24 protein-coding genes are annotated in these 22,699 nt (G+C 46.7%); 18 read left to right on the top strand and 6 right to left on the bottom strand.

All coding sequences use genetic code 11. The features are described from left to right. Window positions 1-20 precede the first annotated feature (20 nt). Window positions 21-1,328, top strand: coding sequence for a TRAP transporter large permease (locus H5647_RS19810; protein ID WP_045860744.1), 1,308 nt, complete (start codon window positions 21-23; stop codon window positions 1,326-1,328). Window positions 1,329-1,388: 60 nt separating this feature from the next. Here H5647_RS19810 and H5647_RS19805 read toward each other — a convergent pair whose 3' ends face one another. Beyond that, window positions 1,389-2,327: a sugar kinase gene (locus H5647_RS19805; RefSeq protein ID WP_052692228.1), complete on the bottom strand. Its 939-nt coding sequence runs from the start codon at window positions 2,325-2,327 to the stop codon at window positions 1,389-1,391. A gap of 299 nt (window positions 2,328-2,626) precedes the next feature. Here H5647_RS19805 and H5647_RS19800 point away from each other — a divergent pair, with 299 nt between their 5' ends. Continuing rightward, complete coding sequence (locus tag H5647_RS19800; RefSeq protein ID WP_045860743.1) at window positions 2,627-4,105, top strand: mannitol dehydrogenase family protein; 1,479 nt, start codon at window positions 2,627-2,629, stop codon at window positions 4,103-4,105. 236 nt (window positions 4,106-4,341) lie between these two features. Then, complete coding sequence (locus tag H5647_RS19795) at window positions 4,342-6,198, top strand: DUF885 domain-containing protein (RefSeq protein ID WP_045860742.1); 1,857 nt, start codon at window positions 4,342-4,344, stop codon at window positions 6,196-6,198. 89 nt (window positions 6,199-6,287) lie between these two features. Here the strand turns inward: H5647_RS19795 and H5647_RS19790 are convergent, their stop codons facing one another. The 3 genes from H5647_RS19790 to H5647_RS19780 form a co-directional block, all read right to left on the bottom strand. Beyond that, a complete protein-coding gene (locus H5647_RS19790) occupies window positions 6,288-6,521 on the bottom strand; it encodes a hypothetical protein (protein WP_045860741.1) in 234 nt (77 codons plus the stop codon). Window positions 6,522-6,765: 244 nt separating this feature from the next. Further along, window positions 6,766-7,323: a chemotaxis protein gene (locus tag H5647_RS19785; protein ID WP_162926443.1), complete on the bottom strand. Its 558-nt coding sequence runs from the start codon at window positions 7,321-7,323 to the stop codon at window positions 6,766-6,768. 484 nt (window positions 7,324-7,807) lie between these two features. After that, the gene (locus tag H5647_RS19780) at window positions 7,808-8,008 is read right to left on the bottom strand and encodes a hypothetical protein (RefSeq protein WP_045860740.1); all 201 of its coding nucleotides are present in this window, start codon (window positions 8,006-8,008) and stop codon (window positions 7,808-7,810) included. 210 nt (window positions 8,009-8,218) lie between these two features. On the opposite strand from H5647_RS19780, the gene H5647_RS19775 reads away from it, so the two are divergent. Further along, the gene (locus H5647_RS19775; RefSeq protein ID WP_045860739.1) at window positions 8,219-9,556 is read left to right on the top strand and encodes a hypothetical protein; all 1,338 of its coding nucleotides are present in this window, start codon (window positions 8,219-8,221) and stop codon (window positions 9,554-9,556) included. 205 nt (window positions 9,557-9,761) lie between these two features. Here H5647_RS19775 and H5647_RS19770 read toward each other — a convergent pair whose 3' ends face one another. After that, the gene (locus tag H5647_RS19770) at window positions 9,762-10,295 is read right to left on the bottom strand and encodes a hypothetical protein (protein ID WP_045860738.1); all 534 of its coding nucleotides are present in this window, start codon (window positions 10,293-10,295) and stop codon (window positions 9,762-9,764) included. Between the two features lie 120 nt (window positions 10,296-10,415). Next, window positions 10,416-10,952, bottom strand: a complete 537-nt coding sequence (locus H5647_RS19765) for a DinB family protein (RefSeq protein WP_045860737.1) — start codon at window positions 10,950-10,952, stop codon at window positions 10,416-10,418. Window positions 10,953-11,155: 203 nt separating this feature from the next. Here H5647_RS19765 and H5647_RS19760 point away from each other — a divergent pair, with 203 nt between their 5' ends. The 14 genes from H5647_RS19760 to rplW all read left to right on the top strand — a co-directional run bounded on the left by H5647_RS19760 (window position 11,156) and on the right by rplW (window position 22,693). Further along, window positions 11,156-12,568 (top strand): DEAD/DEAH box helicase, encoded by a 1,413-nt coding sequence (locus H5647_RS19760; RefSeq protein ID WP_045860736.1) that lies wholly within the window; start codon window positions 11,156-11,158, stop codon window positions 12,566-12,568. 278 nt (window positions 12,569-12,846) lie between these two features. After that, window positions 12,847-13,170 carry a YciI family protein gene (locus H5647_RS19755; RefSeq protein ID WP_045860735.1) on the top strand — a complete coding sequence of 108 codons (324 nt, stop codon included), beginning with the start codon at window positions 12,847-12,849 and terminating at the stop codon, window positions 13,168-13,170. Window positions 13,171-13,225: 55 nt separating this feature from the next. Further along, the gene (locus H5647_RS19750; protein WP_052692225.1) at window positions 13,226-13,648 is read left to right on the top strand and encodes a GNAT family N-acetyltransferase; all 423 of its coding nucleotides are present in this window, start codon (window positions 13,226-13,228) and stop codon (window positions 13,646-13,648) included. A gap of 409 nt (window positions 13,649-14,057) precedes the next feature. After that, window positions 14,058-15,221, top strand: a complete 1,164-nt coding sequence (locus tag H5647_RS19745) for a Re/Si-specific NAD(P)(+) transhydrogenase subunit alpha (RefSeq protein ID WP_045860733.1) — start codon at window positions 14,058-14,060, stop codon at window positions 15,219-15,221. A 2-nt stretch (window positions 15,222-15,223) separates the two neighbouring features. After that, complete coding sequence (locus H5647_RS19740; RefSeq protein ID WP_045860732.1) at window positions 15,224-15,505, top strand: NAD(P) transhydrogenase subunit alpha; 282 nt, start codon at window positions 15,224-15,226, stop codon at window positions 15,503-15,505. 9 nt (window positions 15,506-15,514) lie between these two features. Next, complete coding sequence (locus H5647_RS19735) at window positions 15,515-16,909, top strand: NAD(P)(+) transhydrogenase (Re/Si-specific) subunit beta (RefSeq protein ID WP_045860731.1); 1,395 nt, start codon at window positions 15,515-15,517, stop codon at window positions 16,907-16,909. A gap of 261 nt (window positions 16,910-17,170) precedes the next feature. Then, on the top strand, window positions 17,171-17,437 hold the full coding sequence (locus H5647_RS19730; protein WP_045860730.1) for a hypothetical protein: 267 nt from the start codon (window positions 17,171-17,173) through the stop codon (window positions 17,435-17,437). Continuing rightward, window positions 17,430-18,173: a hypothetical protein gene (locus H5647_RS19725; protein WP_045860729.1), complete on the top strand. Its 744-nt coding sequence runs from the start codon at window positions 17,430-17,432 to the stop codon at window positions 18,171-18,173. Before H5647_RS19730 ends, H5647_RS19725 begins: the two co-directional genes overlap by 8 nt. A 61-nt stretch (window positions 18,174-18,234) precedes the next feature. Continuing rightward, window positions 18,235-18,798: a lysozyme family protein gene (locus tag H5647_RS19720; RefSeq protein WP_045860728.1), complete on the top strand. Its 564-nt coding sequence runs from the start codon at window positions 18,235-18,237 to the stop codon at window positions 18,796-18,798. Between the two features lie 227 nt (window positions 18,799-19,025). Then, window positions 19,026-20,444: an OmpA family protein gene (locus H5647_RS19715; RefSeq protein WP_045860727.1), complete on the top strand. Its 1,419-nt coding sequence runs from the start codon at window positions 19,026-19,028 to the stop codon at window positions 20,442-20,444. Between the two features lie 231 nt (window positions 20,445-20,675). Continuing rightward, on the top strand, window positions 20,676-20,987 hold the full coding sequence (gene rpsJ, locus H5647_RS19710) for a 30S ribosomal protein S10 (RefSeq protein ID WP_045860726.1): 312 nt from the start codon (window positions 20,676-20,678) through the stop codon (window positions 20,985-20,987). A gap of 133 nt (window positions 20,988-21,120) precedes the next feature. Further along, on the top strand, window positions 21,121-21,765 hold the full coding sequence (rplC, locus tag H5647_RS19705) for a 50S ribosomal protein L3 (protein ID WP_045860725.1): 645 nt from the start codon (window positions 21,121-21,123) through the stop codon (window positions 21,763-21,765). A gap of 20 nt (window positions 21,766-21,785) precedes the next feature. Beyond that, complete coding sequence (gene rplD / locus H5647_RS19700; RefSeq protein ID WP_045860724.1) at window positions 21,786-22,400, top strand: 50S ribosomal protein L4; 615 nt, start codon at window positions 21,786-21,788, stop codon at window positions 22,398-22,400. Further along, window positions 22,397-22,693, top strand: coding sequence for a 50S ribosomal protein L23 (rplW, locus tag H5647_RS19695; protein WP_045860723.1), 297 nt, complete (start codon window positions 22,397-22,399; stop codon window positions 22,691-22,693). Before rplD ends, rplW begins: the two co-directional genes overlap by 4 nt. The last annotated feature ends 6 nt before the right edge of the window (window positions 22,694-22,699 follow it).

Below are 22,699 nucleotides of genomic sequence, written 5' to 3'. Positions count from 1 at the left end.
AATACAGTGGAGTAATTGGCGTGGATGTTTCAGTCATAGTTTTATTGGTTACGTTTGTGGTGCTGTTGTTCATAAACGTACCGGTTTCGTTTAGTATCGGTATAGCAACTTTCTTTGCGATGTTGGTTACCATTGATTTTATTCCAGCGGCAACAACGGTAGCACAGCGTATGGGGGGCGGCATTGATAGCTTCGCCCTTCTCGCAATCCCGTTTTTTGTTTTATCTGGATTATTGATGGGACGAGGCGGTATTGCTCATCGTTTAATTGAATTTGCAAAAGTATTGATTGGCATGCTGCCCGGTGGGCTCGCCTTCGTTAATATTATTTCGTGTACGTTGTTTGGGGCAATATCGGGCTCGGCGGTTGCGGCAACCTCCGCTATCGGTGGGTTTATGATACCAACGATGGAGAAAGAAGGTTACGACCGTAATTTTACGGCCGCGATAACGGTTACCTCCTCTACAACGGGTTTGTTGATCCCGCCTAGCAATATTCTGATTATTTATTCGTTGGCAAGTGGTGGTGTTTCAATTGCGGCACTTTTTGTGGCGGGCTATCTGCCAGGCTTATTGGTCGCGCTTGGCTTGATGGGAGTGTGTGCGGTCTATGCGAAAGTTAAGGGCTATCCTGTTGGTCGGGTGCCAACACTAAAAGAGGCGGCGGTTAAAACTCTGGATGCCATACCGAGCCTCTTTTTAATCGTATTGGTTATCGGTGGAATCATCGGCGGTTATTTCACGGCGACTGAAGCGAGTGTAATAGCAGTGTTGTACGCTTTGTTGTTATCGGTGGCAGTGTACCGAGAGGTGAAAGTTAGTGATCTTCCTGAAATATTAACAAAGTCCGTGGAAACAACGGCTATTGTAATGTTGCTCATTGGCACGTCTACGGCAATGTCATGGATGCTCAGTTACGAAAATATTCCTCAGGCGATAAGTGATGGGCTTATGCATCTGAGCGACAATCCTTTTCTTATACTGTTAACGATTAACCTGATCTTATTGGCCGTGGGTATCTTTATGGATATGACACCAGCGGTTCTTATCTTTACGCCGATATTTTTACCGGTGGCAGTAAGTTTAGGTATGTCGCCTTTACACTTCGGCATCATGATGGTCTTAAATCTGTGTATCGGATTGTGTACGCCTCCTGTTGGCGCAGTTTTGTTTGTAGGTTGTAGCATCGCCAAAACGTCGATTGCTCAACTCATTAGACCGTTAATGCCGCTGTATGCCGCAATGTTTCTAGCGCTACTAGTGGTAACGTATGTTCCTGCGGTTAGTGAATTCTTGCCTACTTATTTTGGTCTGTACGAGCCAAAATAAGTAGACGCTTGAAGTATTTTCTTTGGGTTTTTGCGAGGTTGTATTGCAACGTTATGTTTTCTATTGCTGAGCAATCTCGTTAAGAAAAATATCTTTATCGATAACACCGCCACGATGCTGAATGACTACTCCTGCACAGCGGCTTGCAAGGGCCGCAGCCTGCAATGGAGAGTGACTATTTATTCGTGCGGATAAGTAGCCTGCGTTAAATGTATCACCTGCTGCGGTGGTGTCCACTACATTATTAATGGGTGCGACGGGTACCCGTGTTTCGATGTCACCTTGAAAAATTATTACGTCATTGGCGCCGCACTTGAATACAAGCTCACTTATGTTTAGAGGGGCGTAACGTTGACGGGTTGACTGAATATCGTGATCCCCCCACAGCATCTCTTCGTCATCGAGGGTGAGTAACGCTAAATCGGTATGGGTCATAGCGCCTAACATTGCGTTTTGCGCGGCTTCGGTATTGTCCCATAGGCGCGGACGATAGTTGCTGTCGAAAGCAACTTTCCCACCTTTATTCCGAAATGTGGATAGAAATTTAAATAAATAATCTCGAGCGGGAGCCGCCATAATAGCGAGTGTAATCCCGCTAAGGTAAAGCCAGTCGTGCTTCATTAATGTGTTGGCGATGTGTTCGCGCTCGCCATACATTGAAAACAGTTGTCTCGCGGGAGAGGCGCTGCGCCAATAGAAAAATTCACGTTCTCCATCGGGAGTGTTTTGAATCATGTACAGTCCTGGAACTTCGTTTTCTACCTGGGTGATGCAGTCGGTTTCGATACCTTCGTTACCTAGTTTCGTGAGTATATTGCGGCTGTGAGTGTCGTCGCCTAGCCGAGTGCAATAACTTGTACTTACGCCTAGTCGAGCCAATGTTATTGCGGTGTTGTAGGTGTCGCCGGCGTAAGATAACGCTTTGCGTTCGAGAGTGCTGTCCGGCGACGAGGGCGAAAGTTCTATCATTACTTCGCCAATAGCTACAATTTTTAGCATGGTTTATACCTTTCTTCGGTCGTACCTTAAAGAAAAAGGCCAACAATAAATGGGTAGAGGTATTGTAAATAGGTGGCTACGTTACTGCAATGCGTTCGTAAGGCCTAGTTGTAATAGTGTTGATAGAGAGTGTTCTGGGTTTGGCCCTCGTCTAATTGTGTGGGGCTAGATTATAAGGGCGTGTTTTTTTTGCTAGAATAATTTAATTGTTTCCCAGAGTTTTTTAGTGGATGTACACGCGATAAAATTATTTGTTTTTAAGAAACTGAATTGAAAAAATATTTTATAAAGGTGTAGTGATGAGTCGACTTAACCAATTTACTTTAAGTAGCGTACCCATTGAGGTGAAACGCCCAAATTATGATTACCAAAATGTAAAGCCCGGTATTATTCATTTAGGTGTGGGCGCCTTCCATAGGGCTCATCAGGCGGTCTATACGGATAAGTTGTTATCCGAGTATGGAGGTGACTGGGGGATCATCGGCGCGGATTTACGTTCCGGTCGGGTGCGAGATCAGTTAGACCCTCAGGATGGCCTTTATACTGTCGCTATTCGGAATAATGATGAAAAAAAGTTGGCGATTATTGGTTCTCTTCGCGCGGAGTGCGTCGGGCCGGAATGCCCTTTCCATGCCGTTGATATGCTGGCTAGCCCTAGCATAAAAATTGTTTCGTTGACGATTACGGAAAAGGGTTATTGTCATGATCCTGCAACCGGAAATTTAAATGTACGGCACCCAGAAATACAACACGATCTAAAAAATATTGACACGCCTAAATCCGCGCCTGGCTATATTGTGGCATCACTTAAAAAACGGTGGGAAAGCGGTAGCCCAAGCCCTACATTAATGAGCTGCGATAATTTGCCGAATAACGGTAAAGTGTTACAAAAAGTGATTGTACAATTTGCAACATTGCTTGATAAAGAGCTAGCTGCGTGGATAAAAGATAATACAGCGTTTCCTTGCACTATGGTTGATCGAATCGTTCCTGCTACCACCCCTGAAGACAAAACGGCATTAGAGGGAATACTGGGTTTGCGTGATGAAGGGATGGTTAGTTGTGAACCTTTTATGCAATGGGTCATCGAAGATAATTTTTGCAGTGAGCGGCCCGCGTGGGAAAAAGTTGGTGCGCTAATAGTCAAGGATGTCGAAATTTTCGAGCATATGAAGTTACGCCTTTTAAATGGCAGCCATTCCGCACTTGCGTATTGTGGGTACCTAGCGGGTTTTGAAACGATTAGCGATGTAATGGCCGAGCCTTCGTTTGTAAAGATGTGCGAAGTTTTTATGGACAGAGAAGCCGGGCAGACGGTCATTGAACCCGAGGGCTTTAATATTAGTGAGTATAAAAAACAGCTGCGTGCTCGATTTTCTAATTGGGGCCTACAGCACCGTACATGGCAAATCGCCATGGATGGTTCGCAAAAGCTTCCCCAGCGATTACTTGACACTTTACGAGACCAGCTGCAGGCAAGTGGAAATATTGACATTATTTGCTTGGCTGTAGCGGCGTGGGTACGTTATGTGAGCGGTGTGGATGAGGATGGCAACGCAATAGATGTTCGCGACCCGCTAGCAGAGCGACTTAAGGCCTTGTGTGATAAAAATCCGAATGATCGGGTTGCTATGGTGAAGGATGTTTTAACGGTTAACGAAGTGTTTGGTCGAGATCTCCGTCATGAGACGTGCTTTAGCGATGGCGTTATTCGTTGGTTAGAATTGTTTGACAAAAAAGGTGTTTTGCAGAGCGTTCGAGACGCTTTTCCTGCTTAGTATCGTCCTACGCTCCGTTTAAAGCCGCCACAAGGCCATTGATGGCGGCTAATTCTCCAGCTCTAAATAGCACTTATATGCGCTGTTTTTGCTATACATGTTCATAGCCATTGTTGCCGCTATTTTTTTGCTAATTGGCTCTGGTTGTCTGTAAAAGAGTGAGGCACGCAGGTGTGACGAGATGCTATGCTCCTCTTCCGTAGATTAACAATACGATTGTTCGATGGAGAGGCGTTATGATCAGATTACTCTTGGTGGCGGCACTTTTTGTGATGGCCTTGGGTTGTAGTAAGCAGGCAAGCGAAAATCCGCCTGTCAGTATGGGTACTGATTTAAGTGAAAGTGAAAAGCTAAATAATTGGTTCGAAGGTCAATATTCGGAAAAGTTGGAATTTAGCCCGATCGAACTAACGTTTCAGGGCCGAAAAGAGCTGTACGACAAAATAGATGATTTTAGTCTCAGCGCGGAAAGAGAAAAGATCGCTTGGATGTTGGCCTCCGTGAGCGAAATGAAGAACAAGTTTGATTATGCACAGCTTACCAGTGAAGCTAAGACTTCTTACGATTTGTGGATCTACAGCTATGAAATGGCGAAAGCCGGTGAACCCTATGCTGAGCATGGTTACATCTTCAATCAAATGAACGGTCTTCATTCGTTTCTTCCAACCTTCCTTATTAGTTTTCATAAAGTTGAATCTGAAGAGGATATGATCGCCTATAACGCAAGAATTGAGGGCGTAGCAAGAGGGCTTGGACAATTGCTGGATCGGGCTATTGCTGCGACGAAAAAGCAGGTTCGCCCCCCACGATTTTCGTACGAAATAGTCATTACAGAAATAGAAAAACTCATCTCAGGGCGGCCCTTTGATAACTCTGAAAGTGACTCTCCTCTTTGGGCCGATGCTAAAAAGAAGGTGGCGGAGCTTGTCGAAAAGCAGGCCGTAGAGCAGTCTGTCGCCGACATACTATTGGAGCACGCCCGAGAGGCCTTGCTGGAAAAATTTGAGCCGGTTAACAGAGATATTATTGCTTTTCTTGTGGCTGATTTACAGAATACTAGTGAGCGCTCTTCAGGTGTTCACGCTTTGCCGAACGGCCTTGCGTACTATAATTACTGCCTTCAGCTTATGACTACCACTGCACTTACAGCCGAAGAAATTCATGCGTTGGGCCTAAAGGAAGTTGAGCGATTGCGCGCCGACATTCTTGCAGTAAAAGAGCAGTCTGGTTTTGATGGCGATTTGTCAGAATTTTTTGCGATGATTCGTGATAGTAAGGGCGACGAACGTTTTTACTACCCCGATACCGATGAGGGGCGACAGGGCTACCTAGATGACGCTACGCAAGCGATCGACAATATTAAGGTCTCGTTGCCTCAATATTTCGGCATGTTGCCCGAGGCGGATCTAGACGTTCGGCGTGTGGAAGCCTTTCGTGAGCAAGACGGCGCAGCACAACATTATTTTCCTGGTACGCCCGATGGTTCACGCCCAGGTATTTACTACGCTCATTTATCCGATATGACGGCAATGCCCAAAAACAAGTTGGAAGTAGTGGCCTATCATGAAGGATTACCTGGCCACCACATGCAAATTTCCATCGCACAAGAGCTTGACTCCATTCCCACCTTTAGGCGCCAGGAACACTTCACTGCTTATGTGGAAGGCTGGGCGTTGTATTCTGAATATATGGCAAAAGAAATCCCTGGAACCTATGCTGACGTGTATGCGGAATTTGGCCGTCTGAACAGTGAAATATGGAGAGCAATTCGTTTGGTTGTTGATACAGGCCTGCACGCTAAAGGCTGGAGTGAGCAGCAAGCTATCGACTATTTTCTAGAAAATACACCCGCGCCAGTAGAAGGTGTTCGTTCGGAGGTTCGCCGTTACTTGGTGATGCCAGGTCAAGCGACCTCTTATAAGATTGGTATGCTCGATATTATTCGGCTTCGGACGCTAAGCGAGCAGCAATTGGGTGAGGGGTTCGACATCCGTGGTTTCCACGATACGATTCTCGGTGGTGGTGCATTACCACTACCGCTATTGCAGCGTCGAGTGGATCAGTGGTTGGAGGCTGGCCTTTCAACCCACTAACGGCCTGTTTTAGAGTTCATCGCTCCTTCGAAGTACAGGTAGGGGCGATGAGTCAACAACAGCTATAGAATATGAAAGGTTCCTAAGCGCTATTCAATTTCAAGGCGGGTGAGGACAAACGAGAAATAAAGAATACAGGCAAGCAAAATCACGTAGGGCGTTCCATCGGCAGTAAATAAGTCCATTGCAATCCCAACAAATAGAACCCCCAAGGTTCCTCCCACGCCTTCCTTCACCGAATAACCCGCATTGGCCGTGATAAGTTCTTCGCCCTCAAGCCGCTCACTAATAAGCGCGAGAGAAATAGCGTAAATAGCCCCCACAACCCCGCCCCAAACGAATGCTCATGAATACGGCTTAATAGAAATGGGCCAATTCCAATGAAAATTGAGGTGCGACGTAAGGTTGCGCTATGCACGATGATTCCTTTAGGTGCTTTTTATTCCGATAGTAATAACGAGTGCTATTGCGTGGGTAAAATATTTTTGTCAATAGCCCCCAAAATTGCCAAGCGTTTTCGGCTTATTATCATTGAAAAATTGCGCATAAACCAAACTAAGGCGCCGACTAAAAACGAGATAAAAAACCTGTCATGATAGTGCGCCCCGTTGCACGCTTAAAGGGCTCAAGGCGGCCCATGTAGTCCGAGGCGCTAAGGCCGACGAATAACTTTCCGTTCAAATTTTTCACCGGTATATCGCCACTTAAAAACCAGCCCCAGTTATTCTCAGTGAGTTTGGATTCTACTATTTGTTCACCGTGAGTTAGCGCGTAGAGCATCTTTGATATCGCACCAGTGTATTCATCGCCGATATGCGATTTCTTTAGAGTACCGCGGTCATCACGTTCGCCTTCTGGGGTTGGGTCGATAATAAAGAATACTTTTTCGCTGCGCATAATAACGGTATAAACAAATGCAATCGCGGGATCTGCGGCTTGCGCTTTTTCCTGCGGAATAAGTGCCTCGCGGTATGCTGCGCTAGGCTCTTTCGCACGATGAGTAAGGGTTTGATGGAACTCAGTATCAATAAATTGGCTAATGGCTGAGGCCGTTCGGCGAATACTGTTTTGTATTTCATCCTTTAGGGCTTTCATCGAGTGTTGGTAAATGAAATAAGTTGTCATAGATATGACGGCAAACATTCCCAAACCGATAAGCAAAGCTTCGGCAAAAGGGTAGAATGGATTATCCGGAGCACGAAACACGCTGGGTATTAGCTCGCTGGATTGTAAACGTATTGTGTGGGAAATTTTATTGGGAAACCTCTAATTGGCTGGCCAGAAAACGTTGACCACTACACACACACAACAAAGTTTTTTTGTGTTTTTATCGTAATTCTCTATTTTTATATAGAGGCTCTGCGTGTAACGGGGAAATTTGGACAAATCCATGCTAGATGAATAAGTACCTGCAAACAGTTGTCCCAAGCGGAAAATACATTGTTATCCATACCTGAGTTTAGGAAAGTGAGTTCTGGGGTATATTGAGGCGTTTTATCTGTAATGCTAACAGGGCTTATAAACTCTGTTTTTGGCCTCCCGGAGTGGCAGAGGGGTACATCATTACAGGCCTCTTTTTTTCTACCCAACGAATGTGTTCGCCGTTAGTCTATTGCCATGTTTGCCTTAGGTGGAGGTCGGTGTAAAAGGTGCCTTCTTCTGAGTTAATATCTCGGATATCGGTGATAGCAAAAGACACCTTAACAATACGTGGCAGCGGGAGTGTATATTCTTCGGGGGCAGGGTTTTCAGCAGGGAAGCATGTTGAACTAGCGAGTAAGATAAAAAAGGTATACCTAAATAAACACATGGGTCGACTCTCTTTTGCTTGGCATTAACTTCGGCCCATAGGACGTTACTCTAATTTTCTGTTAGCAAAACTAAACCTGTGCGCACAAGTAATACCAACAAGGCCGCACATGCTAACAAGTAAAAAGAGTTCTGTGTTAAGGTTTCGTCAAAATCAACTTTTTAGGGCTGTATTAAAACAACCGTATAAGAATAGTAGGTGGTGGGAATAATGGATCGGTTTAAAATAACATTTTTTTATACGCTGCCAGCCTTGCTGGCTTGTGCCCTGATTATTTACGGGTACCACGATCGAGCTCAGCAGGTTGGAGTCGAAATAAAAGGGTTTCAGTGTGAAGAAATACATGAATCACTTCAATCGGAAGAGTTGGCGGCCGCTAATGGATTGTCTGGTGCAGGTTGTTTTAGTCAAGATGGAACTGTCGATGCCGCCAGCTGTTCGTGGGCCGTGGACATTTGTCATTATCATGAAACCTATCAACTGCAGGTAAGCGCCGCTGATTCGCTAGAAGCGCCCGAGACAATAGCGAATGTTAATGTCGAGCGGGCAATAGATTTTGAATCACTTGTGCGGGATGTAGATAGTAAAATTGATAGCATATTTCTTTCGAATGCAGGCGTAGTGGCGGTGATGGTATTGTTGCCTTATATGCTTATGGGGTACGGTCTTGGCACTTCTGAACGCATTAATCTTAGCTCCTCTTTGCGCATGCAGTGCACATGGTCAAACTGGTTTTTAAAGTTTTTAGTCGCTCTTATTTTGGCTTTGGGTTGGATTTATATTGCTAATCCCGATGGTCGCGGCGCTAGTACGCTCCGCCAGTTTTTTATAGTCGCGGATATCCAAAAAGATAACACGCTACCCATCTATATAAAATCGTACACTATGACACCCGTAATTGCGGGTTTCTTTGGTTGGTACCTACACCTTATTGGTTACTTTTTTACGAAACTTATTCATCATGATGTTATCAGTACGCGCGTCTATAGTTTGTTATTCAAAAAATTCTTAATTACGTACGGCATTGCGTTGGTGTTACCCGAAACAGGTCTGGTTGATGCTGAACAGGGTGTTGCATTCTTTATGTTTTTAATTGGAATGTTTCCACTTACGGCGATGAGTATGCTAATCGAATCGGTTTCAAAAATTGGTTCGGGTGCACAGGGTAGCTCAGGGAGTCTTTCCGCGCTGCCGGGCATTTCCCGCTGGCAAATTCTTCGTCTCGAAGAGGAGGGTGTTGAGAGTATGGCAGCACTCGCTAATATTTCGCCGGTGACAGTCTCGCAGAACCTTCAGATAATAGAGCGGTTAACATTGTTTTGGGTTGATATTGCTCAGCTTTACACTATTGTTGGGCACGACGGATACCAGAATTTAAAAGGTGTTTGCTTAACGGCTAGCGAATTTGTTAAGCGGGCAGAGGAAGACGAATTCGTGGAAAAAATCCGTGGGCTAGAAGGCGTAAGTGAGGCCAGTGAAATTGCTCGGTTGGTGAAAGCTACCTTTTCCGATCGAATGGTTGCTGATCGAAGTGTTGTAGCGAGCTAGGGTTACATTAGCTGTCTGGGTGTTTGCCCAGACAGCTATAGAAATATTGTTGTCGACAGTCACAAATGGTTTTTTATGAGGACGTACGTTGACGTTAGCGCAATAAAGGTGGATTACCATCCGGATCGCTTGCTGGATGGGCACCTTAGTTTGCATGCTTTTAGGGTAATAACGTAGGCGTTTGAGAGCGTCTTGTTTGGTTTGTTTACCACGGCTTAGCCAGCTCTTCAGCGCTGTCGAGTTCTCGTTTTACAGCATCGATTAATGCTTGCTGGTCTTTGCTTGCAGCACCTTCCCTTTGTGCAGTTTTGTTCATCATCTCAAGTAATGAGACTTTGTGTCGAGGTAAGTACTCACTTATGCTAGGTGCGAGTATTAACCGCACTTCCTCTGTAATATTGAAAACATTAGCCAGCATATGTGAGGCGACGGCAAGAAATTCTGTTGCAGTGTGGCTAGTGACCGAAAATTCGGTTATAAAAAGTTGAATAATTTCTTGTTTGTGCTCTCGTGTAATGTCGCCGTCTAGCCGCGCGGTAGCGACAATAAGTAGGGTAGCGGCCTCCATGGGGTTTTCAAGCCTATGAATAGCTTTTGTGCCGAGTTGTTTTTGCCACTGACGCCTGCGAACCCAATAAAAAGGATTGAAAGCATTAAGGTCAAGGCCTGAATTTTGTAAGCTGTGGAGCGCCCACGCAAATCCTGCGAGCGCTGTAATGGCGGCAATTAAAATGTGCATAGACGACTTCCTTGTTATGTTTTGACGTTAGGGGTAGATTGCATTCTCGGTTAGAATTTTTAGGGTAAGAAATAATAGCGTGTTTGGCACGGATTTTAAATGTGGGGCCTCGCTCTCACATTACATGTCGGGTATATCAATTATAAAATCGGTTATGCCTAAATCGATACCCTGTTGGAACAGTAGCGTCGAAATCTGCCCTCTGTGGTGGGTTTGGTGGTTAAAAAAATGACTTAATACCTCGCCGAAATTTTTGCTTACGTTTATTCCTGTCATGCTTTGATAGGAAAAGTTGGCTGAAAGGTCATCTATAGTAATGTTGTGTTCCGCCCAAGCGACTATCATGCCGTCTAATTTTTTTCGTAAGACGACTAGCTCATGTCTATCCGTTAATAGAAGTTGATTTAGGTGTGTGGGCATGGGGAGCGAGGACAGTTCGAATAACACGTGATAGTAATCACGGTGAGCTGAAAAGCGATTTAGCCACAACAAATCACCCACTATCACGTGATTGAGCGTTCCTAAAATGGAGTCAAAAAAAGCGCCTGCGGATTGCCTTAACTGCACATGAGTAAGGGATGAGGTTGCGTCAATTATTTGTGCATTCATCCGTTTGTTGTACTGCGCAAATAGTTGAAAATGTAAGAGAGTATTCATAGTGTCCATTCCATTACGAAAGTATAAGGTGTGCTAAATGGTTGAATGTTGAGCGAATAATTTGGTGTCTATAGAGGTAAAAAAAAGAATTTTAACGACAAAATAGCCAAGCATTCACTGTACAAATCCTGTACACTGCGCCCCCATTTCGTAGGCTCAGCAAAGGCCTGCAGCGTTGTATTAGCACTTTCCAAGAGTAATTTATGAGTTTTACGTCCCTCGGGTTATCCGAACCCATCGCTAAAGCCGTAGCCGAGCAAGGTTACGAAACACCTTCACCCGTGCAAGAGAAAGCCATTCCTGCAGTATTGGAAGGTCGCGATGTCATGGCTGCCGCACAAACTGGCACGGGAAAAACGGCAGGCTTTACTCTGCCCATTCTACAGATTCTAAGTAAAGGTGCGCCGGCTCGGGGCAATCAAGTGCGTGCGCTTATTTTAACGCCCACGCGCGAGTTGGCCGCTCAGGTTGCCGAAAGCGTTGAAACTTATAGTAAACATCTTCCTGGGTTGCGCTCTACTGTTGTATTTGGTGGCGTTAAGATTAACCCTCAAATGCAAAAGCTCCGCAGAGGCGCTGACGTGCTCGTGGCTACACCGGGCCGTTTACTCGATTTATATAATCAAAATGCCATTAATTTTAAGCAACTGGAAGTGTTGGTGTTAGATGAAGCTGACCGCATGTTGGATATGGGCTTTATCCACGACATTAAAAAAATTCTTGCAGCATTGCCAGCAAAGCGACAGAACTTATTGTTCTCGGCAACCTTTTCCGATGATATTCGTAACTTAGCGAAAGGGATTATTCATAACCCTGTTGAGTTCTCGGTTACGCCCCGAAATGCTACTGCTACAACCGTAAAGCAGGTGATACACCCGGTAGATAAAAAACGTAAGCCGGCATTGCTGGCTTATTTAATTGGGCACAATAATTGGAAGCAGGTGTTGGTGTTTAGCCGAACCAAGCATGGTGCTAATAAGTTAGCGCGATTCTTGGAGGAGCAAGGCATAAACGCCGCCGCAATTCATGGCAATAAAAGTCAGGGTGCGCGTACTAAGGCGTTAGCGGAATTTAAGCAAGGTAAGGTTCGCGCGTTGGTGGCAACTGATATCGCTGCAAGGGGGTTAGATATTGATCATCTTCCTCATGTTGTGAATGTTGATTTGCCCAATGTTTCCGAAGACTACGTGCATCGGATTGGTCGCACTGGTCGCGCGGGCGCGTCAGGCGAAGCGATATCCTTGGTCAGTGCGGACGAGTTTGATTGTTTGGCGGGCATAGAGCGCTTGATTAAAAAGTTAATTCCGCGTGAATTGGTGGACGGTTTCGAGCCCGTCCATGACCTGCCCGAATCTAGGCTTGATACACGGCCTTTTAAGCCTAAAAAGCCTAAGAAGCCTACGAGCGGGCATCGCGACGGCCAGCGTTCTGGCGATGTTGCACGCGGCCGGCGTACGGGCGGTGGCGATGGTCGCAGCGCTTCAGGGAAACCGGCTGGTGGAGGCCGTGATTCTCGCAAGCCAAGTGGGGCTGGCGCGAGCGCAAAACCTAGTGGCGGTCGACGCAGTGCTGGCGCTAGCAAGCCGAGTAATAATGGCCCTTCTGGCAATCGTTAGCGGTATCTTCGTTAATCGTAAGTCTTTTTAGTATTTAAAAAGCAGCGTTACCCTTAGACGGTGCGCTGCTTTTTTTTGTTGAGAAGTGGCTCCAACGATAAAAAATTAGTGGTTTAGCTTTAGGCTGCAGAGCAATGCTTTTACGGTTGCCGTTGATTTTACTGTTGGTCGCCGGGTTTAGCGAGATGATGTGCAATGACTTGCTACGCTAGTTGACGGCTTGTCGTGAGTGTTTCAAAGTGGGGATCTTAACGGTGTTGGATAATAGGGAGATCAGCATGGCGCAATATTTTATGAGTTACATCGGCGGTAATCAGCCGTCCAGTCCAAAGGAAGGGCAGAAGCATTTTGCTCAATATCAAGAATGGCTGGCGTCTTTAGGTGAATCGTTAGTCAGCCCTGCCAACCCGTTAAAGGGCACATCTGTGGTATCTCCAGGCGGTGAGGTTAGTGTGGGCGGTGTTACGGGGATGTCCGGGTATTCTATCGTGCAGGCTGAATCTATTGAGGCGGCGCTTGAAATGGCAAAGGCATGCCCCTTTTTGGATATTGGGGGTTCGCTAGAAGTGTCTGAACTCGTTCAAATGCCGAGTGCAAAGTAACCTTGCCGAGTTTACAGATCTAATTACATTGTGCTGAGGAAAGGAGGCATAGCTATTGGAAATAGAAATAGCTCAGAGAGTATCGACTATTAAAGGTTGTTTCCCTTTAATGTTAGAGCTTAGGCCGCACTTACAGTTAGAGGGTTTTGTGGCGAGTGTAGAGCGAATGCAGCGCAGTACGGGTTATCAGTTGGCGGTACTGACTGATGGGTCAGTTAAGGCTGTTGCGGGCTTTAGGGTGTCGGAATGGTTGCATACGGGGCGCTATTTGGAGCTCGAGGAGCTTGTTACCCAGGCCACTGAGCGTTCAAGGGGGTATGGTGGCGCTTTGTTTGACTGGTTGTGTAATTATGCTCGTGATGAAAAATGTAATGAAGTGCGCTTGGTTTCTGGCGTGGCGAGGGAGCGGGCCCACGCGTTCTATCAGAAAAAAGGGATGGTATTTGAAGCAAAATATTATTCTATGTGTGTAAAGTGACTATTAGCGGGATGAGACGGCATTCGTGCTTTATTGCTATTAGTTGCTGGGTTCAATTATGTTGCTTAGGTAAGCAGCGGGGAGGATGATCGGATCGGGTGCGACAATTTGTCACTTTTCAGAATTTTGTAGGTCGCTATAGTTGGTAGACCGGTTGGGAGTGATGTGACAGTTTGGCCACATGGAGTGTGGTTGGTTTCCAAACCAGCGCTTTGGTTGATAGTTGTTCACAGAGTTTTCTGGCCGGTCCTTTCTTAGTTTATTATTTACGCTCTGCCTTTATGGTGGAGCGTTTTTATTTCTTTTCCCGCATGCTATTCATAGAAAATATTCCAAGGCTGTTCTAGGTCAATACGATTTATAGTGAATCATCGTATTCTCTGGGCGGTTCCTGTCAATGGGGGAGAAAATGAAGATTGCAGTACTTAAAGAGCGTCGGCAATACGAGCAGCGTGTTGCGATTACGCCAGAAACAGTTAAAAAATATTGTGCAGCAGAGCAGAGCGTTTCTATAGAAACGGGTGCAGGCGAGGCAAGTCGTATTAGCGATGCCGAGTATGTTGCGGCTGGTGCAACGATGGTGGCGGACCCTAAAAATTTATTGGCAGACGCTGATATTGTATTGAAAGTTCAGCGTCCGCTACTTGCGGGAGAGGGCGAGTTAGACGAGTTATCCTTGATGAAAAAAGGTAGCGTCGTTATTGCTATGTTATCGGCCTATTCCAGTCCTGAGTCTGTCCAGCAGTACGCTCAAGCGGGAGTGTCCGCCGTGGCGATGGAGATGATACCGCGTATTACTCGAGCGCAAACTATGGATGTCTTAAGCTCTCAAAGTAACCTTGCAGGATATAGAGCGGTGCTTGAGGCAGCGTTTGAGTATGGGCGGGTTATGCCTATGATGATGACGGCAGCCGGAACCGTAGCGCCTGCCCGTATCATGGTGCTGGGCGCTGGGGTGGCGGGCTTGCAAGCTATCGCGACCGCCAAACGACTTGGGGCAATTGTTTGTGCCACGGATGTTCGGCCGGCCTCTAAAGAGCAGGTAGAAAGTTTGGGTGCAAAATTTGTGATGGTCGATTCGGATGAAATGGCCGATGCTGAGACGTCAGGGGGTTACGCAAAAGAAATGAGTGATGACTTTAAACGCAAGCAGGCAGAGCTGGTCTCGGCGACTGTCGCAAAACAAGATATTGTCATTTGTACGGCGCTAATTCCAGGGCGCCAAGCACCAATGCTTATTGATGAAACTATGGTGCGCTCTATGCGGCCGGGCTCTGTTGTTGTCGATTTAGCAGTAGAGCAAGGCGGTAACTGCGTTTTATCACGTGCGGGTGAAGTGGTCGATGTTGACGGTGTTTCTATTGTGGGCCGAGTCAATATGCCTGCACGAATAGCGGCAGATGCCTCTGCGCTTTACGCTCGCAATTTATTTAATTTTATTCAGCCACACGTAGATACACAGAACCAAACAGTGCAGTTCAACTGGTCAGATGAAATCGTTTCGGCAGCGTTACTTGCGCACGAAGGAAAGGTTGTGCATCCGAATTTCTCGAACGCGCAAGGGGAGGCATAGCCATGCACGGTGAATTTATATCGCAATTATCGATTTTTGTCATGGCGGTCTTTGTAGGCTACTACGTGGTGTGGAGCGTTACGCCTGCTTTACACACGCCATTGATGGCCGTCACTAACGCTATTTCAAGCGTCATTATTGTTGGCGCCATAGTGGCTGCAGGCCCAGATGACATGAATTTAGCCAAGATTTTAGGCTTTGTCGCTATGGTGCTGGCCGCCATCAATATTTTTGGCGGTTTTGCGGTGACTCACCGTATGCTTGCCATGTATAAAAAGAAGTAGGGGGCTCCAATGAGCGTTAATATTACCGCTTTTGCGTATTTGATTTCGTCTGTTTTGTTTATTTTAGCTCTACGTGGTTTGTCCTCACCCGAGTCGTCTCGTCAGGGCAATTTATTTGGCATGATAGGAATGGCGTTAGCCATTGTTACCACTATTTTTAGCCCCGAGGTCACCTCCTACACTTGGATAGTGATAGCGCTCGTAATTGGCGGTGGTATTGGGTTAACCATTGCGTCGCGTATAGCAATGACGGCTATGCCTCAGCTAGTTGCAGCCTTTCATAGTCTTGTTGGTATGGCTGCTGTATTGGTCGCGGGTGCGGCTTATTCAAACCCCGCGGCGTTTCAGTTGGTGTCGGAGTCAGGCCAAATCTTTGCTGCGAGTCGCATTGAGATGTCGTTAGGTGTGGTTATTGGTGCTATTACTTTTTCGGGTTCTGTTATTGCGTTCATTAAACTGCAGGGATTGGTTTCGGGCGCGCCCGTTACTTTTCGATGGCAGCACCCACTTAATGCGATGCTTGGCCTTTCCATTATTGGGTTGATGGTTGCCTTTTATACTGATCAGTCACCCGCTATTTTTTGGGGAATGACGGCGTTAGCGTTCATCGTTGGCGTGCTTATTATTATTCCTATCGGCGGCGCCGATATGCCTGTGGTCGTATCAATGCTCAATTCATATTCTGGCTGGGCTGCGGCAGGTATAGGTTTTACGCTGCATAATAATGCGCTCATCGTAACAGGTGCTTTGGTTGGGTCATCGGGCGCTATTCTTTCCTACATTATGTGTAAGGGAATGAATCGATCCTTTATTAGCGTGATTCTTGGTGGGTTTGGCGGTGAGGCTGGAAGCGTTAGTGCTGGAGGTGCTGAAGAGCGGCCGGTTAAGCAGGGTAGCGCGGAGGACGCGAGTTTTATTCTAAAAAATGCGGGCTCGGTAATTATAGTGCCGGGCTACGGCATGGCTGTGGCGCAAGCTCAGCACGCCTTACGTGAAATGGGCGACGCGTTAAGAGCGGAAGGCGTAAGTGTTAAGTACGCTATTCATCCTGTGGCTGGGCGTATGCCTGGTCATATGAATGTGCTTCTTGCTGAGGCTAACGTGTCTTATGACGAAGTATTTGAGCTGGATGATATTAATAGTGAATTTCAAGGTGCTGATGTTGCGTTTGTTATAGGCGCCAATGACGTCACTAATCCTGCTGCTAAAACTGATCCGCAAAGCGCTATTTATGGCATGCCCATATTGGATGTTGAAAAGGCAAGAACGGTTTTGTTTGTTAAGCGGGGAATGTCCGCTGGTTATGCGGGCGTTCAAAATGAGCTATTCTTCCGTGATAACACCATGATGTTGTTTGGCGATGCGAAAAAAATGGTAGAAGGGATTATCCGCAATTTCGACTGACGGTAATGCCGAGCGCCAAACAATAAGCGGCTGAACGTATACTCTGTTCGGCCGTTTCTCGTTTGCGATGGCTATTCCGTATTGCCATGCGCATACGCTATAAATTAACACGCGATGTTTTAGGTGGGGTGGCTTCCAGCTTATCGCCGTCAGGTGTTATAGTTTGGCGCTCATTAGGTTAGCTGCTCAATGAAGGCTGCGAATTAAGCTGCCGCTGAAGACTTATACGAGGTTAGCCAGACACTCTAAGGGAGACTAATAATGACGGAAGAGCAAAGTGAAACGCTTTATCAGCAGAATGTTCAGGAGCTGAATAAAATGACGATTCCTGCCGGTAGCATGATTAGTACGCTGCTTGGGGCGCTAGACGGTAATGGCCCTGTTTATATTCGTTTATCTGATGCTGAAGTGGGGGGGCATAAAATTGGTTATGCTTTGATTGAGGGGAGTTCGGTTGTTCTCAGTAGCTTGTCCCAAGCATTGGGGTTAACGCTAACGGCGTCAACTATTGAGGTTCCACATGCTTAAGCGGTTCGCCATTTTTACGGCGCTAGTGGCCGTTTGTACAATGGTCGCCTTGGCGTATGTTACTGCGCGATTTATCGATAAAGAAGAAATTCTTAGGGCGCAAAATGAAATGCAGGCCCTTAAGAAGGAGCGCGATCAGTTAGGCATTAAGGTGTCGCAGCTAACCGAAAAAGAAGCTGAGCTTAACCAGTTACTTCATACAAAGAGTCAGGAAATTGCGATAAATAAACAGCGCATTACGCAGCTCGAAGAACAGCGTCAAAGCAATCAAGTGAGTGTGCGCATGTTGCGTGGCAGCGACGCTCAATTTAAAAAGTTTGTTAATACTTTTCCTGAAGTGGCTGCAGCTTCAGGTGTAGGCGTTACAAAAGTAATTGTGAATGAAGAGCTTAATTTGGGAATTGATTATTTGGCTTTCCCGCTTGGCTTTGCGCAAACATTTGTTATCGAGCACGAAGCGTTCGAGACATTAAAAGCTGAGGTGGCGGTTTACAGGCAAAATGAAGCGCTTTATGGCAGTGTAATTGAATTGAAGGATGAAGTTATATCGTTAAAAGAAGAGAAGGCAACAGCCTATCGTGAAGGATACGAAACGGCCTACGCCCGCTATGAAGACATTAATAAGAAGTACGTAGACTTGTTAGAAAAACCGCCGTCTGTTGAATTCAAGGCGCCGAATAAATGGGTTGTGCTCGGGTGTTCGGCTATAGGCGTGGCTATCGGTGTTGGTCTTTAGGCTAGCTCTAGAGGCCGTATGTTAATGTAACGTTCGTGAATATTGAAAGGAGTAAGGCTAAGTGAGTAATTCTTCTAAGGAGCCCCTAATTCATTTGATTAAAGAGGGGGAGGGCAGCATAGAGCATATGTATTTGGATACGGTGGCAAAAGTTACCGTGGGTGTAGGCAATATGCTTCCTAGCGTGTCGGCTGCACAAGAGCTTCCGTTCCTGCAAAAAAGTGATGATACCGCTGCCTCCGCTGCCGATATAGCAGCCGATTTTGAAAATGTTGCTCGTCAAAGCCCAGGAAAAATTGCGTCTAGTTACCAGTCGTACACGCAGCTGTATCTACCGGAAGATGCTGTAAACGCATTACTTGATAAGCGTATTGATCGGTTTGAGGCTCAGCTTGTCCGAGATTTCCCTGGCTATAGTGATTACCCTGAGGATGCTCAGTATGCGCTAATGGATATGGTATTTAACTTGGGGAACAGGGGGTTAGTTTCGAAATTTCCATCACTCACTCGTGCGGCGCGGGATCAAGATTGGGCAGAGTGTGCTGCGCAATGTCACCGACGAGGGATCTCCGATCATCGCAATGAAGAGGTTCATGCGCTATTTATGTCCGCGGCCAATCGCTAGCGCTTAGAGTGTTAGGCGATAATCGGTAAATTATCGTGTTCAGCAGTTCGCAGTATCTTCGTCCAGGTTTCCGCTTTGTCTTTTTCGCTAGAACGCTCGGCTACACTGGTTGGCGCCGAGTAACCGAGCGCTATCCACCGATCCCTCTCTCCCATTCTTTTTAATTAACCGTTACTTGATGTAAAGTGTGTCGACAGAAAATCGAATTAATTTTAGGAGTAATCATCATGACCTTAAAGCGAGTATTGCTTTCGTTTGGGCTGTTGTTATGCCTGGCCAGTACTTACGTTCAGTCCGATGAGTTGCGCAACTCGCTCTTTGCTGCAGCAAATGCGGCTTTAAAAGAGGCGGACAATGAACTTGCTGGCGTGTTGGCGCCCAGCAGTTATCAGCAGGCTGCTACGTATTATGCAAGTGCAGACAAGCGTTATGGTAAGGGTGCAAATGTAACGCGTGTAGAGAAAGATTTAAAACAAGCAGCGTTCTATTTCAGGAAGGCGGCAAAAGCCGCGGGAATTGCCCAGGTTAGCTTTAAAAGTGCGGTGCAGGCGCGGACGGATGCGCGCGGTGTGGATGCCGAGAAGCTGGCGGCTAAGTTATGGGGAAAAGCTGAAACCAAATTTTTGCTAGCGACAAAGACACTTGAAACCGGTAGTAGGGCTAAAGCTGAAAGTCGCGCCGTGGAAGCTGAGGTGTTATACCGTGACGCCGAGCTGGCTGCCATTAAAGGGAATTATTTGAGCCAGACACGTGCAAAGCTAGATGAAGCGAAGAGACTCAAGGTTAAAAAGTATGCGCCAAAGACGCTGGCTAGAGCTGAGAGCTTGCTTGCCGCGGCTGAAAAAGAGTTGAGCGAGAATCGTTATGACACAGACTATCCTCGGGCGCTGGTCAAAGAAGCTTATTATGAGGCGCGTCATGCAATCTTTCTTGCGGAGCAGCTTGAGAAATTAAAAGATAAAGCGTTTTCAGCAGAAGAGATGATCCTGAGTTTGGAGGAGCCCGTTGGGGCGATAGCGGGGGAGGTGGATCTTCTTGCTGAATTCGATCAGGGTTTCGAGCCTCCGGCGACCCTTATCAGTGGTGAAATTAGAAAGTTGTTGCAGGACTCGCATGATCTAAGGGAGCTAAAGGCGCGTACCGCGATACTGGAGCAGGAGTTTGCCGTAATGGAGGCGACGCTTGGCGTACAGTCTGAACGGATCAAGGAAGAAGAAGAGGCGCGAGAGCGTTTAGAACGGGTGACCGAGTATTTTCGTCGAGACGAAGCTATGGTATTAACGCAGGGTAGCAATGTATTGGTACGGATGGTGGGGTTGAATTTCTCGCCCGGCAGTGCTCAGGTGGAGACTTCAAACTATGGTCTGCTCCAGAAGGTAGAGCAGGCCATACGTATGTATCCCGGCTACACGGTGGTTGTGGAGGGGCATACCGATTCATTTGGCAGTACGGCAGCAAACCAAGCGTTGTCCGATGACAGGGCTAGAGCGGTGCGCCAGTACCTATTGGTGAATATGGACGACCTGTCAGCTAGCCGGTGTGAATCTTACGGTTACGGCGAATCACGGCCTATTGCTAACAACGAGTCTCGAGAGGGGCGCAAGCGAAACCGGCGCATTGACCTTCTATTGAAACCTACGATATGACGGTTAAAGCCATACTTTGTGGGCACTTTCCTTGAGTGCTCGCACCCTCTTTCCTCTCACTAAAGTGGTCTGATTAGCCTTCAAAAATTAGTCCTCACGTAGCCGATGAAAATAATCATATTCCTTGTTGACAGGTTTGTGTGCAGTCATTAGAATTGCGCCCTCATTTCAGCCGACCCAAATATTGAGTTTGGTTGATTGTTCTTTAAAAATATTTGGAGTTTGGTTCAGATGCAGAATCAACGTATTCGCATTCGCTTGAAGGCTTTTGATCACAAGTTGATTGATGCTTCAACGCTAGAGATTGTTGAAACGGCAAAGCGTACTGGTGCTCAGGTTCGTGGTCCTATCCCGCTGCCCACACGCAAAGAACGTTTTACTATTTTGGTTTCGCCGCACGTAAATAAAGATGCGCGAGATCAGTATGAGATTCGCACGTATAAAAGGTTGCTCGATATAGTAGAGCCAACTGAAAAGACTGTAGATGCTTTGATGAAGCTGGATTTAGCGGCTGGCGTTGAAGTGCAAATTAGTCTGGGCTAAAGCTTCAGATGCAGCTTGTTCACGATAATGTGGGCAAGTGTGTAACGCTCTGTAATGGGCGGCCATAGCGGGTCCATCGCCTCTTGAAAAAGAGCGGTAGGGGAAAGCCCCGTACACTTAGAGGTTTACAAAAATGACGATTGGAATAGTCGGCCGCAAGAGCGGTATGACGCGCATTTTTACTGACGATGGTTTATCCGTTCCTGTCACTGTGGTTGAGGTAGATCCCAACCGCATCACTCAGGTTAAGAACGCAGAAACCGACGGTTACGAAGCAGTACAAGTAACCGTAGGGTCTCGTCGAGCCTCCCGTGTTACTAAATCAGAAGCTGGGCATTATGCTAAAGCGCAAACCGAAGCCGGTCGCGGTGTTTGGGAGTTGCGTAACGATGCAGGCGAAGCTTTTGAGGTTGGTGGTCAATTAACTGTAGAGCTTTTTGAAGCTGGTCAGGTGGTTGATGTAACGGGCACTTCTAAAGGTAAAGGTTTTGCTGGTGGTGTAAAGCGTTGGAATTTCTCAATGCAAGATGCTACGCACGGCAACTCACTTTCGCACCGAGCTCCTGGTTCTATTGGTCAGTGTCAAACACCTGGTCGTGTATTCAAGGGTAAAAAGATGGCTGGCCACATGGGCGCTGAGCGTGTAACGACTCAGAATCTTGAAGTGGTTCGGGTTGATGTTGAACGCAACTTGTTACTTATTAAGGGTGCCGTGCCTGGTGCTCCCGGTGGTGACGTGATTGTTCGTCCTGCTGTCAAGCTGCGTAACAACGGTTAAGTATCCCGGGGGAATCGACCATGGAATTAAGTATTGCTACACCTCAAGGCGCCAAGGGTACTGTTTCAGTTTCCGAAGTGGCTTTTGGTAAAGAGTTTAATCAAGATTTGGTTCATCAAGCAGTAGTGGCCTATATGGCTGGTGCTCGCCAGGGGACCAAAGCTCAAAAGAATCGTGCTGATGTGTCAGGTGGTGGTAAGAAGCCATGGCGTCAAAAAGGTACTGGCCGAGCGCGTGCTGGTACTATCCGAAGCCCAATTTGGCGTTCGGGTGGTGTGACGTTTGCTGCACAGCCGCGTAGCTTTGAGCAAAAGTTGAATAAAAAGATGTATCGTGCAGCTATGCGCTGCATATTGTCTGAGTTGGCGCGTCAAGAGCGTTTAGTTGTTGTTGAAGGGTTTGCTTTAGAAGCTCCTAAGACTAAAAGTTTGATAGCGAAGCTTGCGCAGTTTGATTTGTCGGATGTGTTGATTGTGACGGAGGATGTGGATTCCAATCTGTATCTTGCTTCTCGCAACTTGCATAAGGTCGACGTTCGCGATGTTCAGGGTATCGATCCTGTCAGCCTGATTCGTTTTGATAAGGTTGTGGTCACCGTGCCCGCTCTCAAAAAACTTGAGGAGGTGCTGGTATGAACCAGGAGCGCCTATATAAAGTTTTGCTTGGCCCAGTAATTTCTGAAAAGGCAGCAGCAGTTGCCGATATCGCTAACCAGGTTGTGTTTAAAGTGGTTAGTAATGCAGAAAAAGCCGAGATCAAAGCTGCAGTCGAAAAACTGTTTAATGTTAGTGTTGAAGGCGTTCGCGTCTTGAATGTTAAGGGTAAAACCAAACGTACGCGCAACGGTCTAGGTCGTCGCAGCGATTGGAAAAAAGCTTACGTCACTCTAGCCGAAGGCTCAGAGATCGACTTCGAAGCAGCGGAATAAGGAGCG

This window comes from Teredinibacter purpureus (genome assembly GCF_014217335.1).
GTDB classification, from domain to species: domain Bacteria; phylum Pseudomonadota; class Gammaproteobacteria; order Pseudomonadales; family Cellvibrionaceae; genus Teredinibacter; species Teredinibacter purpureus.
Note: the sequence above shows the minus strand (reverse complement) of the source record. Positions and strands in the feature narration are given on the sequence as shown.